The sequence below is a fragment of the Spirosoma endbachense genome, from assembly GCF_010233585.1.
Lineage (GTDB): Bacteria > Bacteroidota > Bacteroidia > Cytophagales > Spirosomataceae > Spirosoma > Spirosoma endbachense.
This window is the reverse complement of sequence record NZ_CP045997.1, coordinates 7038835-7051782: the sequence shown is the minus strand read 5'-3', so window position 1 is coordinate 7051782 and position 12948 is coordinate 7038835. Positions and strand designations below refer to the sequence as shown.

General features: G+C 43.5%; 10 protein-coding genes and 1 tRNA gene. 6 read left to right on the top strand and 5 right to left on the bottom strand.

Features of this window, described 5'->3' with window-relative positions; translation table 11 throughout:
* Positions 1-177: 177 nt before the first annotated feature.
* From GJR95_RS28770 to GJR95_RS28760, 3 genes are all read left to right on the top strand, one after another.
* Positions 178-1167: an AAA family ATPase gene (locus GJR95_RS28770; protein WP_162389142.1), complete on the top strand. Its 990-nt coding sequence runs from the start codon at positions 178-180 to the stop codon at positions 1165-1167.
* Between the two features lie 5 nt (positions 1168-1172).
* Positions 1173-2348 (top strand): hypothetical protein, encoded by a 1176-nt coding sequence (locus tag GJR95_RS28765; protein ID WP_162389141.1) that lies wholly within the window; start codon positions 1173-1175, stop codon positions 2346-2348.
* Between the two features lie 211 nt (positions 2349-2559).
* On the top strand, positions 2560-2958 hold the full coding sequence (locus GJR95_RS28760) for a DDE-type integrase/transposase/recombinase (protein ID WP_162389140.1): 399 nt from the start codon (positions 2560-2562) through the stop codon (positions 2956-2958).
* A 216-nt stretch (positions 2959-3174) separates the two neighbouring features.
* On the opposite strand, the gene GJR95_RS28755 is transcribed toward GJR95_RS28760, so the two are convergent.
* On the bottom strand, positions 3175-4443 hold the full coding sequence (locus GJR95_RS28755; RefSeq protein WP_162389139.1) for an alpha/beta hydrolase: 1269 nt from the start codon (positions 4441-4443) through the stop codon (positions 3175-3177).
* Positions 4444-4638: 195 nt separating this feature from the next.
* Complete coding sequence (locus tag GJR95_RS28750; protein WP_162389138.1) at positions 4639-4992, bottom strand: hypothetical protein; 354 nt, start codon at positions 4990-4992, stop codon at positions 4639-4641.
* A gap of 783 nt (positions 4993-5775) precedes the next feature.
* On the opposite strand from GJR95_RS28750, the gene GJR95_RS28745 reads away from it, so the two are divergent.
* Together GJR95_RS28745 and GJR95_RS28740 are read left to right on the top strand one after the other, a co-directional pair.
* Positions 5776-8073, top strand: a complete 2298-nt coding sequence (locus GJR95_RS28745; protein ID WP_162389137.1) for a tetratricopeptide repeat-containing sensor histidine kinase — start codon at positions 5776-5778, stop codon at positions 8071-8073.
* A gap of 273 nt (positions 8074-8346) precedes the next feature.
* Positions 8347-9063, top strand: coding sequence for a hypothetical protein (locus tag GJR95_RS28740; protein WP_162389136.1), 717 nt, complete (start codon positions 8347-8349; stop codon positions 9061-9063).
* Here the strand turns inward: GJR95_RS28740 and GJR95_RS42305 are convergent.
* Together GJR95_RS42305 and GJR95_RS28730 are read right to left on the bottom strand one after the other, a co-directional pair.
* Positions 9006-9167, bottom strand: coding sequence for a hypothetical protein (locus GJR95_RS42305; RefSeq protein ID WP_232541302.1), 162 nt, complete (start codon positions 9165-9167; stop codon positions 9006-9008). The genes GJR95_RS28740 and GJR95_RS42305 overlap by 58 nt on opposite strands.
* A 368-nt stretch (positions 9168-9535) precedes the next feature.
* Positions 9536-9608 (bottom strand) — tRNA-Gly (locus tag GJR95_RS28730).
* 99 nt (positions 9609-9707) lie between these two features.
* Here GJR95_RS28730 and GJR95_RS28725 point away from each other — a divergent pair.
* The gene (locus GJR95_RS28725) at positions 9708-11771 is read left to right on the top strand and encodes an OPT family oligopeptide transporter (RefSeq protein WP_162389135.1); all 2064 of its coding nucleotides are present in this window, start codon (positions 9708-9710) and stop codon (positions 11769-11771) included.
* A 12-nt stretch (positions 11772-11783) separates the two neighbouring features.
* On the opposite strand, the gene GJR95_RS28720 is transcribed toward GJR95_RS28725, so the two are convergent.
* Complete coding sequence (locus GJR95_RS28720; protein ID WP_394370006.1) at positions 11784-12848, bottom strand: DmpA family aminopeptidase; 1065 nt, start codon at positions 12846-12848, stop codon at positions 11784-11786.
* Positions 12849-12948: the final 100 nt, after the last annotated feature.

Genomic DNA, 12948 nt, shown 5'->3' with positions numbered 1-12948 from the left:
TTTGGTTGAGAAGTTGAAAGAAAGCCGTAGTTTTAGCCGTGCTGGGAACAGGGGTCATGAATTTGTCGTCTAGTTAACCACAAAGGTAAGACTACTGGCTCCCAGCCAGTTTTATAAGAAAGCCCTGCTAGTGAGGGTAAACGAGCTATATTCAAAGAGACTCTTAGAATCGACAGAATGAATAGCTTCAGAATTATTATAAGACTAAATAAATTATATGGCAATAAAAATGTAAAAGTAACAAAAGAGTTAGAAGGCTATATCCAAGATTTAATAGATTGTTCAGCTTTATCTTCAATAAAAATGGATTCTAAAAGAGGAAATGAATACATATTAGATTTTATTATTAATGAAGCAACTAAATCTTTATTCAGTAAAAAATTTGATTCTAGCCCCCAGAATTTATTTGAAGCATTAAATAAATTAAATCTATTGAATACTCTTTGTATTCAGAAAACCTATAGAAATATTTTGAGGAAAAAAAGAGCCAAGGGCCAATTACTCAAGTTTCCACAAATTGCATCATTAGATAAAATATTTAGTATAGAGCAAATTGAACTTGTTTTGACAGAACCTAAAGTCAGAACAGAATATGAAAAAATTAGCGATGGCGAGCATCAATTTATGCATATATTAGGGGGGATAATGCTATTTGATGAAAAAGAACCTATGAGAGATTTGATTTATTTATTAGACGAACCTGATACACACTTTAACCCTTTTTGGAGAAGTACTTTTTTTTATCAACTTCAGAGTATATTGGAAAATCGAGATATTGAATTTATTCTTACCACTCACTCTCCGTTTATTCTCTCTGATTGTCATGGCTACAATGTATTTAAATTTGCCAAAAAAGATTCACACGTTACATTTGAGCGTGTGAAAAAGGAAACGTATGGAACTACCTTTAAAAATATTCTTGATGACATATTCCAAGCAGATAATAAAGATAATGACCACTTTAAAAGCCAGATAGCGAAAATGTCATTTCTGGACATTGAGGCTGTATATAATGATATTGAATCAGTTAATTCTCTTAAAGATTGGTTATCGTTGTCTGAAGATTTCCAGAAAAGAATTAAAATGCTTGGAGATTCTACAGATAAAACATATTTGATAAAAATATATACTGATAAAGAACAGAAATTACGCTTGCAAAACGTGTAGAGATAATGCTATTCTATTTACCATATATAAATCATGATGTAGAGAAATTACATGAACTACTTGTGTTCTTTTTTGAAAAAGTTAGGGACGATAACCCCAATACATTTAATCGGACTATTTTATTTCCTGACTGGTATTCAGATACTGCCAATAGGTTACTGGGCTTAGAAGACAAACTCAGGATATTTATAGAGACGTTTGATAGAGCAAGCCAACTTAATATTATTCAATCATTTTTTGCCGCAAATGATATAGAATATCTATTTTCTAATAAAATGGATATTCATTTAAACCAACTGGAGATACCAACAGCTTTGGATTTTCCTACTTTACAAATATTTTTAAATGATTTATTTGTTCCTTTATATTCGGGGCAACTATCTTCTAAGGATACTACTTTTACTAAAAAAATTCACAATCAAAACTTCTATAATCATTACCATACTCTTAGAAATTTTGCAATTGAAGATAGAGGTATGTTTACTATTTGCCCATACTGCGGCATCGAAGGTCTCAAGATGGTTGAATCAGAAGGACGGCCAGATTATGATCATCTATTACCTAAAGGAGACTCATTATTTGTATTTTCAGCTGTTAATCTTAGAAACCTTTCTCCGATTGGTTTGATATGCAATGGTTTAAAAGATACAAAACATTTATTATATAGCGATGACGATAGATTACTTCGGACTATTGCTTTTTATCCTTACACTAATGCTCCTGACCCATATTTATCTTGTAATTTTCAGCTAACATGTCTTGAATACCCTACACTAAGAAGTGGTGGAAAATGGCAGTTAAATATTGCTCCTACAAACGCTGGTGATACCATTTTTGCTGAAAAGATAGAAACTTGGAATAGAGTATTTAATATCCAAAATCGTTATGCTGAATACATAGGAGATAAAGGTTATGTTATGATTGGTAGCCTTATTGAAAAAATGTCTGTGACTGAAAATGAAGCTAATATTAGAAATAAAATTCAGGAGCGGGTGGATACTGATTTAGACTTAGTATATCCACTTTTGGCTGCTTTTGAAGGTTTACTCCCTAAAAGACTATTTTACCAATGGGCTTTAGCTGAGATTAATTTTTTGACTGATTTAGTCAATGCAAAAAAGTCGCCTATTTCTACTACACCTTTATTGCCTGGGTTTGACGATTTAGATTTTGAATATTAGTTGAATATTTTCTGGTATTGATAGGATTTTGGGTAATAATATTGCAAAGCGAATGGACTTTTTGATAGTTGAACAAGATAGTTGAACAATAAGATTAAAAGGCAGTTGGTTATGATATAATAGGTACCAAGTAAGGTATAGCTTTTATGCTAATCTACAGGAATTGTCACCTTAAAGTTGGTGCCAAGCCCTACGACTGAATTTACTTATTTTGAGCGGTCCGCGGCTGCGGCTCGACATTAAGGCCATTTACGTTCATGCCCGCCGTGCGCACGCTCAGGTGTTAACCGTTCTAGACGTTTTCAGTCGGTGGACTATGGGCCAATTGATCAAATGGACTATGCGCCAAGAGGATGTAGTAGCCTTATTTGAAACGCTCTTTGAGCGTTATGGCTTACCCACTCAGCTTTATGTTCGCAACGATAATGGGAGTCAGTTTGTGGCCGATCTGGTGCGAACTTATTTTCGCGACCGGCATGTGATTCAGGAGTTTACCAAACCAGCACCCCCCAAACAGCATGCTCATATTGAGAGCTATCACAGCATTCTGGAACGAGCTGTTTGTAAGCGATACGAGTTCGAAAGCCTGGGCCAAGCCATGAGACGATGAATCGTTTCCGGGATTTTTATAACTTAGAGCGCATTCATTCGGGGCTCCATTACCGAAGTCCCTATCAATTTCTGTTGGAACGGGGAGTGGATATGCACGAGCTGAATAGCAGAAAATGTTCCAACTAACAACTAGGAAATTCTGTCCAGGAATTAGGGGCTCAGTACAATTATAAACTTATTCATGTGGTTATAAAAACGTATAGTGTATGCACATTTATTCTCTAAATTTCCAATAAGCAATTGGTTTTTTTGCTACTTTATTGAGCCCAAATCGTTTAGTAATAACTGAACTATTGTTTATGATCTCTGATATATCTGCTATAACGGTTCGATTCGTCCCTATATATGAATGTCCTAAAAAGCTCGTGTCAACACCTGTCGCATCGATATAGTCAATTCCTGGTAACAATTTGGCCCCGTTAAAAGTGGCACCTAACCGTTTATAGGAATGGAAGAAGTGGGATAGCCGTATAGCTATATCTGTTGCTGAACCGTAAATAGTAATCCTTTTGCATGACTTTATTAATGAAGGAGCAATACCCTCCCGAAATGTATCTTCATCAATATCCGGTGCCGCTAAAATAACCTCTTTAACTCTTTCTTTAATTTTAGGGTCTAGCTTAGAAATATTCGCTATCGCTTTAGTCATAGCCCTATTTCCCATACTATGCGCTATAATGTAAACATTACGGGAAGTTGTATTTTTGAAAAAATCTAATAAAAAATCTTCCAGGTGCTTTTGCGTCCATTCAATGTTGGTTTCGTCTGTAGAGTACTGAAACGGATTATCCTGAGATGGCCAGCTGTAAAAAATAGCTGGTCCTTTAAACTCTAAATCAAAGACAATTTGTGCAGTCCTTATTGCCGCTTGGTCGAAAGAAACATTATAACCATGTATAAATAGTAATGCATTTTTATTACTAGAATCATTAATGCGTTTAGATAATTGACTATAAAAATTATTTTTGTCTAAAATTGTATTCTCTACTAAGTGCATGTAATCATCTATGTTATAATTAATCCAATTATAGAAATTTGACGAAACGGTCTCTCCAATTTTATGATCGCCAGGTATGTAGACTGAACAGAGCCCATAACTTACTGTCGATCTTTCAGATCCAAATTTTATCTTTAAATTACTTTCGACTTTTTTATAATTTCGATCTGTTACAAAGTTTAAATTAACTGTATGAAACAGTTTATTAAACCGTTCTGACTGCCAAGCTCTTTGTGGTCCATTTATTAGCTTATCTTTGTCGCTGTTTACCTTATTCCATAAGTCTGTGTTATGTCTCCCTATATAAATCTCATGAATTTCATTTCTACGTTCTAGGCGAGCCAGACTATCAACAAGTAGACTATCGCTTATATTTAATTTATCATATGATCCTTTTGATAGCTTATTAAAGACTGGCACAGTCTTCTGCGCTAGTGTACAATTGAAACAAAATATTAGTAAAGAATATATATATAATGCTTTCATAAATAATAGACGATTAATCGATGGTTAAAACCGTTAAAGTATTATTGTATTCCATTCTAATTAAATAAATTATCTTAAAAAAAAACAACACATATTTAATTATAATTAATACCATCTGTTAAAACTGATGTGGAGCCGTTATTTCCCTATTCAGCTGATCGCTTGCAATCCCCTTTACTTTTCTGTAGAGTAAGTTTAATCGGCGATATCTATATCTTGCACGTAGCTCATGAGCCTGAAAAATAAATTCTGAACTGTTGTGTCATCATTCCCTTTCAGGCTAATTAACTTCTCCTCTGAATGATAGTGTTGAGATTGCATCGGCAATGGGTATCGACCAGCCCAAACCGTGAAGGTTTGCAATCGGTTCAGCAGGTCTCGCTCCTGGTCACTAAGGTTAATATCGTTAGGAATAAGATGAAGTAGAAAATGCCCTTTTCGTTTATCCCACAGGTCTTTTGCCAGTTCTCGCCTGGTTGTTTTACTGGGGGTTCTGCTTACTGGAATTGCCTTGATGAGATTTTCAAAAGAGAACCCTATTAACATCATATAAGTCTGCAAGTGGGCTAGAAGCGCAGTACTACGCTCCGAGGGGCTACCACCAGTCGCTTGAAACTCTCACAATACATCATATTGAACCTGCGCCGATGTTTTCAGTAGTCGAGCCTGTTCAAGCCATGCCTGTGGGTCATTACCGATCATCTCAAACATTTCCTCTGAATCCTCCTTGCGTTTCATTAGTATAAGCTTGTGTTATTTCCTCTAAGTTATCGTCAAAAGTGACGAAAGTGAGGCTTGAAAACATATTTATTTTTTTGCCCTATTGCTCTCGAATCAATGGTGTCAGCTGTCAAAGTCTATATAAGGGGTTTGACAGCTGACACCATCAGAAAGCCCTCATCAACGATCCTTTGTACCGAGTTTTGGGAGGTGTATGCTAAGTGAATCATCCTTTTTGCAAATTTTATCCAAAAGGGCGACGGGAATAGATGTGGATAACCCTGAAAAAGGGTGTATAGGGGTCTGTTTTCAGGGTAAAAACCGCCTTTATGCGCAGATTTAAGTAACAAAACCTCATAGCTGGAGGGCCTCATCATTAGGAGTCCTGGCGTTGGAATATAAGCCTTTTTAGCACATACTACGCCGGTACCGGTAATCAATTGGCTGGCATAGATCAGGATACTCTACCTTATTGCCTTATCTATAGGAAGCCTTTGTCAGAGACCGGCGTAAGCAGAATGAAAGTTGTTAATATAAAACGTTTATAACTGAAAATCAACAAATTAACGATACCTTTTGGCGGAATCCACCGTTTCGACCTGCTGATGTGCTATGAGCCGTTGCCGTATCGTCCTGATTGCCGTAATGGTAGCCACTGCTTTAAACCCCTACCGGGTCTGGTCTCAAGCTCAGGATCGGATTGATAGCCTGAAAAGACAGCTGGTGCATGCGTCAACGGACATCAACCGAACCAGGTTATTGCTTCAAATCAGTCAGCAATACTATGATCAATTTAAAATAGATCGACAAGCTATAGAGTACTCCGATGTACGTAAAAAACATGCTCTTTTGGATAGCGCTATTGGCTATGCCAGCCGAGTAACGAGCCTACCGGTAGCAGCTAATCAACTCCGTCAGAAAGCACAGGCCCTCTATCTGTTAGCAGAGTGTTTTAGTTTCGGGGAACGCTATGACTCGACCCGAACGATCAGTTACTACCAGCAAGCGCTAAAGGCCTATAAGCAACTTGAGGATAAACCCAGGACGGTCGAAGTTCTGGAAGAGTATGCAGACGTTGTTCGCCTACGAGTTGGGGCTAAGAAAGCCCTCCCCTTATTGATAGAGAAGTTAGCCATTCAGAAATCGTATGGCGATACAACCATCTACTTGACCTTAGAGCGAATTGGGTCACTTCATCAATCGATTGGTAATTACCAGCTAGCCTTACAGGCCTCTTTACAAAGCTTACGACTGGCTGAACATAGCAAAAATTTAAATTATCAAATAACTATCAATGGACGCTTAGCTGATTTGTATGAACTATTAAGCGACTACCAAAGGGCTATAAACTTTTCACTTAAACGACTTCGCGTAATCCGTTCTCATCGAGATATTGAGTCCAATAATTTACTAGCTGGACAATATAAAACACTGATGACTCTATACCAAAAGAATCATCAGGTCCCTCAGGCCCGCCAACAGGCTTTAGCCATTATTGAGCTGGCCCGCCACGATCCCAATCATGAAAGTATTAACCTAACGAACTCCCTGGTCCAAAGCTACGTGTTTTTAGGCCAGTATGAGCGGGCAGAGCGCCTGTACAGGCACATGATGCCGCTCTTTAAAAAATCTGATAACTTCACCGCTTTGACCAATTTCAACAAGCAACTTGGTGAGTTTTACTGGCTTACCAGACGCTTTGAGCAGGCCCGATACTTCTATCAAATAGCCCTGACTGCCAGCCAGCAAGGCCGATTCCCGAATGAAACGGTCAGCATTCATCGGGCCCTCTTTCAGATTGACTCCGCCCAGGGAAACCTCCGCTCAGCCCTCCAACACTTCCAGCTGGCGACCGCTATCAACGACTCCCTCTTCAACCAGACCAAGAACCGTCTGTTCGAAGAACTCAGAACCCAGTACGAGACCGAACAGAAAGACAAAGACCTCCACCTGCAAAACCAACGCATTCAGGTCCTCTCCCAACAACAACAACTCCAGACCCAACAATCCCAGCAAGACCGGCTAGTGCGTAACTCGATTGGCCTGGGTGCCTTCATGCTCCTGTTGCTGCTGGGGCTAACCTACAACCGATTCCGCCTGAAAAAGCGCAGCAACCAGCAGTTGCAGCAACAACATGAACTACTTCAGGCTCAACAACACCAACTCCAGGCCCAACACCAGGAACTGCAGGCCCACCAGCAGGTGCTGCACGCCCAACAAAACCAGATCCACCACAAAAACCAGGACTTGCAGCGATTACTGGACGAACAAGAACGGCTGATGAAGGAGATCCACCACCGGGTCAAAAACAACCTCCAGGTGGTGATGAGCCTGTTGAACTCCCAGGCCAGCTATCTCTCCGATAATGCGGCCCTGTCGGCCATCCAGCAGAGTCAGCATCGGGTACAGGCCATGGCCCTGATCCACCAGAAGCTCTATCAGGGTGAAGGTATCGCCCGTATTCGCATCGCTGACTATATTCAGGAGGTGGTAGCTTACCTGCAGGAGTCGTATGAGCTGCCCCAACCGATTGGCTTTGCCGTCCAGGTGGAGCCTATCGAGCTGGATGTCATCCAGGCGGTGCCTTTGGGGTTGATCATCAATGAGGCCATCACCAATGCCCTCAAGTACGCATTTCCTCATGATCGTCCCGGAACGATCAGCCTGGTCTTTCGTCGGCTTAGTCCCGCTATTTTTGAGCTTAGGATTACGGATGATGGAGTAGGGTTACCCGCAGACTATGATCCTGCTCATAGCCGCTCTTTGGGTATGAGCCTCATTGAAGGCTTTAGCCAGCAACTTGGGGGGGAACTATCGCTCATCAGTCAGGGAGGTCTAACCATTCAGTTAACCTTTTCGGATCATCAGCTCACTTCCTTTAGTACTCCTGCCGATTACAGCTACCAATAATTCGCTTCAGGTACAATATCCTAACCCCATTCGGTGAGCCCGTTTAGACTGAACTTTTAACCGTCTGTCGCTACATAACCGACCCAGTCCTTCAGTGCGGTCATGAACGTCAAAGACTGATGTGGGTGATCCGTATTGTATTCGTGACCATGTAATACGGTCAAGCCACGTTTCTTAGTGACTACATGCGTCATTGAGTAGAAAACATTTTTACAGTTTGGTTACTTTTTTCAGCCCCTGCATCTAAAGTGCTTACTAAACAATACTTTACCAATGAGTGAATTAGTAAACCTTACAATAGATGCCCAGGGAGGCCTGGATCGGTGGCGGAAATTTCAAACCGTTACGGCTCACTTGCTCGTGGGTGGCGTACTCTGGGCCATGAAAGGTCACGGCGATGCAATCCAGGAGGTTGACGTTTACGTCAACCTCCTGGAACAAAAAACCTCCCATATTCCGAGTACGGCCTGGCATACCTTGTATACACCGGATCGGGTGGCTATCGAAACGGGTAGCGATGTTATCGTGGAAGAATTGTACAACCCCCGATCGTCTTTTAACGGGCATACCTGGGAAACCAAATGGAGCAACCTGCAATTGGCCTATTTTACGGGATATGCTACGTGGAATTATGTCAATACGCCTTTTCAGTTTACCCGACCCGGATTTGAAGTACGGGAAATCGAGACCTGGGAAGAAAACAATGAGACTTGGAGACGCTTACTGGTGAAATGGCCCAACGATATTCATACCCACAGCCAGGAACAGGTGTTCTACATCGACAAAGAGGGTCTGATCAGAAGGCTGGATTACAGCGTGGAAGTAGCGGGCAACGTGCCGGTGGTGCATTATCTATCCGATTACCAAGACGTTTCTGGTATGAAGATGGCGACCAGGCGAGTGGTGTATTTGCGGGGTGAAGACAACCAGCCTCAGCTGGATAAACCCGCCATTGTCTCGATTGACTTTGATGATCTACAATTGACATGATACCAATTAGCAGGCAAGGACTGATCTGGAATGAAATTACCTGAGTAGCGGGTTGCCGATCCTTTCCAGGCGGAACTAATATGCCAGCTGCACCAATTGGCGATACCAGTCGACTGATTATACGATAACTGTAGGTTGGCCGGGTAATCAGATAAGCGTTGAGGCTGCTCTCGCTTGGCCTGGCTCCATCAGGATTACCCATCGCCATGTTGTCGTCACGAGTCGGTGTTGTGTTCTATGGAACAGGTACGGACGGCGACTTACACTCGTAAAGTGAGAAGGTAAGCAAACAACAGGCCAATAGCCGAAGGATTAGTTTGTGCATTACCGAGTCCGGTCGCAACTCTATTCGTAGTAGAGATAAAGCTAAATTTGTTTTGTTGTACCTAGTGTTGTACCTGTAATGGGTATATCAAAGTAAAAGCCGTTTATCTTGGAGGATAAACGGCTTTATTACAGCGGGTTACGAGTGAGCGGGAAATGGGTCTCGAACCCACGGCCTGCAGCTTGGGAAGCTGCCGCTCTACCAACTGAGCTACTCCCGCTTATTTTTGGTAAGACAAACATCCATAAAATGACGGACTTTGTCAAGTCTTTTCAATAGATGGTATTTTTTCCTTTCTTTTGGGCAAAATAGCTTTTCTATGACTCCCAACCCAACCCCTGCCCACAAGCCATTCATCTCTGATAAGGAATCGCCCGCTGAGTTTACCCTCAAAGCGATTATTACGGGGGCGGTTTTCGGCGTTCTTTTTGGAGCGGCTACCGTCTATTTATCACTCAAAGCCGGACTATCCGTATCGGCTTCTATTCCAATTGCCGTACTGGCCATTTCGCTCGGACGTCGGTTTCTCAATACCACTATCCTCGAAAATAACATTATTCAGACAACCGGTTCGGCAGGAGAAAGTATTGCCTCGGGTGTAGTCTTTACAATGCCAGGATTTCTGTTTCTGACCGCCGGGAGCGGGGCCGACTTTTTTAACTACTGGACTATTCTGACACTGGCTATTCTGGGTGGACTGATCGGTACACTAATGATGATTCCGCTACGTCGATCGCTTATCGTGCAGGAGCATGGCAAACTGCCCTATCCCGAAGGGACGGCCTGTGCGTCGGTATTGATCGCGGGTGAAAAAGGGGGCGATTTCGCTAAAACGGCTTATCAGGGATTGGGTATCGCCTTGCTTTATGCCCTCTTACAGAAAGTATTACACGTCGTGGCTGAGGTACCGGTCTGGGCAACGAAACAGGCGAATCGCTATTTCCCGTCTGCGCAGGTTGCGGGCGAAATCACCCCGGAGTATCTGGGTGTTGGTTATATTATTGGCTTCCGGATTTCAGCCGTGTTGGTCGGAGGGGGTATTTTGGCGTGGCTCGCACTGATTCCGCTGCTGGCGTCGGTTGTTCCGGGCGATACTATTGCTCTACAACTCCAGAAACTTGGCTATCTGGACAATCTACAAACCGCGGGTGGACCGGGTGGCTGGAACCCCGCAACCCATACCTTCGCCGATACGGCAGCGGCTATTTACCGGGCCTATATCCGGCAAATTGGGGCAGGGGCTGTTACGGCTGGGGGCTTTATGACGCTGATTAAAACCATTCCAACCATTGTTTCTTCATTTCGGCAAAGCTTTAGTAAATCGTCGATCAACGCTATTGAAACGGAAGATGCACTGAGCGAAAGTAACCGTACTCCACGAACTGAACGGGATCTGAGCGTTAGAGTCGTGATAATCGGTAGTATCGTACTGGCCGCATTAATGGTTGTGTTACCACAGATTCCCGGTGATTCGCTACTAACCAAGTTGCTGATTGCGGTACTCGTGATCGTCTTTGGTTTCTTTTTTGTGACCGTTGCCAGTCGTATTGTTGGGCTGATCGGGTCGAGTTCTTCACCTGTTTCGGGAATGACCATTGCTACGATTATGGGAACATCCCTCGTTTTTATCGCTTTAGGTTTAACCGGAAAGGTCTATGAACCAGCCGTTCTGGTTGTGGGTAGTATGATCTGTGTGGCGGCTGCCAATGCTGGTGGAACGTCGCAGGATCTAAAAACGGGCTATTTAGTCGGTGCTACACCTAAATACCAGCAAATGGCTTTGTTTATCGGTGTTATCGTATCGTCGTTAGTCGTTGGTGCCACCGTGAAAATCCTGGATACGCCAACGCCCGATCTGCTGGCCCAGGGGATTACACATGCCATTGGCTCTGATAAATTTCCCGCACCGCAGGGAACGCTCATGGCTACGCTCATCAAAGGGCTGTTATCATTTAATCTGGATTGGCAGTTCGTATTGGTTGGCGCCTTCACGGCTTTTGTCTTTGAGTTATGTGGCGTTAGTGCACTAGCGTTTGCCGTAGGTCTTTACCTGCCGCTCTCGACAACTCTTCCGATCTTCAGTGGTGGTCTCGTTAAAGCCATTGTCGACTGGAATGCCAAGCGGAAAGGAACCGTAGAAGAAGATGCCGACCTGGGCAAAGGAAATCTCTTCGCAACGGGACTGGTGGCCGGGGGAGCGCTGGCCGGTGTAGCAATCGCCTTGCTGTCCGTTAATGAGTCAATCTATAATGGACTGACATCGTTAACGCTTGAGCCTGCTCTGGAGGGCGCATTAGGCGAAGGGGGGTATATGCTACTGGGCGCACTGGCTTTTGCCGGATTAGCGGGTATTCTCTGGCGCGTGGCAGAAAGTAAACGGTGACGATTCGACTTGTTACCGGGCCTGATCTGCCTTCTTTAGTAAATCCACTACCTTCTCGATGGGTAATTGTTCAACCTGATGCCCTTGATCGCCGGTGAGCGTTTGGGCGGCAAATAATGAATTGATGATGGCTTCTTCGGTAGCTTCAATGGCTGCCAGAAACAAAGGAGAAACGTTGTCATTGCGCAGCACCTTCAGTTCATCGAACGAAGTGGTAGCCTCATGCGAAATCTGATAGGCAGTTGAGACCGCAATGACATAATCGCCACTCCCGTTCGAGGCAATACCACCCGTTTGAGCCAGTCCCATAAACGCCCGTTTCGCCAGGCGCTTGAGGTTACGGGCATCTAAGGGCGCGTCGGTGAGTACGATCATCATGCAGGAGCCGTCCAGATTTTTTTTGAAATCATAGCGCCCCAAGGCTACACCAACCGGTACACCTGCAAGTTGTAGAACTCCGCCAAAGTTCGTCTGAACAAGTGCGCCAACCGTGTAGCCGCCCAAGGACGCGGGTAGTTTTCGGGATGCAGTTCCAATACCGCCCTTAAAGCCAAAACAAACCGTTCCTGTTCCCGCTCCAACGTTACCCTCTTCGACGGGGCCGGTTTTGGCTTGCCGAATTGCATCCAGAACGTGCTGCTTCGTCACGTGCCGACCACGAATGTCGTTCAGAAAGCCATCGTTCGTTTCACCGACCACGGAATTCACCGAACGAACCTGCTCATTGCCTTTTTGGGCCAGTGTATAATCGATCAGCGCATCGGCAGCGGTTGGTACGCTCAGCGTATTCGTCAAAACAATGGGCGTTTCGAGTGTACCTAGCTCTTCGACCTGACTGTAGCCAGTCAGTTTGCCGAAACCGTTACCGATATAAATAGCGGCTGGACTTTTCTGCTGAAACTGATTGCCATCGTGTGGGAGAATAGCCGTAACACCCGTTCGAATGGTCTGCCCCTCTTTGAGTGTAACCTGCCCAACCCGAACACCTGGTACGTCTGTTATCGCATTGAACGGGCCAGTGGGAAGTACGCCCAATTTAATGCCATAGTCGCGGGGGCGTTTGGATGTCTGGGCCATTATGGACTGAGCAATACTGAAAAATAGCGTGGTTAGTATGAATAAGCGGTAAACGATTGACATTCCGTTGAGCAGTTAAAGAGCCTTTTTCTGGCTAATT

What these genes read in the sequence shown, in the direction of transcription:
- GJR95_RS28770 (WP_162389142.1), top strand. Translation starts at nt 178, where the DNA reads ATGAATAGCTTCAGAATTATTATAAGACTAAATAAATTATATGGCAAT.
- GJR95_RS28765 (WP_162389141.1), top strand. Translation starts at nt 1,173, where the DNA reads ATGCTATTCTATTTACCATATATAAATCATGATGTAGAGAAATTACAT.
- GJR95_RS28755 (WP_162389139.1), bottom strand. Translation starts at nt 4,443, where the DNA reads ATGAAAGCATTATATATATATTCTTTACTAATATTTTGTTTCAATTGT.
- GJR95_RS28750 (WP_162389138.1), bottom strand. Translation starts at nt 4,992, where the DNA reads ATGATGTTAATAGGGTTCTCTTTTGAAAATCTCATCAAGGCAATTCCA.
- GJR95_RS28745 (WP_162389137.1), top strand. Translation starts at nt 5,776, where the DNA reads ATGAGCCGTTGCCGTATCGTCCTGATTGCCGTAATGGTAGCCACTGCT.
- GJR95_RS28740 (WP_162389136.1), top strand. Translation starts at nt 8,347, where the DNA reads ATGAGTGAATTAGTAAACCTTACAATAGATGCCCAGGGAGGCCTGGAT.
- GJR95_RS28725 (WP_162389135.1), top strand. Translation starts at nt 9,708, where the DNA reads ATGACTCCCAACCCAACCCCTGCCCACAAGCCATTCATCTCTGATAAG.
- GJR95_RS28720 (WP_394370006.1), bottom strand. Translation starts at nt 12,848, where the DNA reads ATGGCCCAGACATCCAAACGCCCCCGCGACTATGGCATTAAATTGGGC.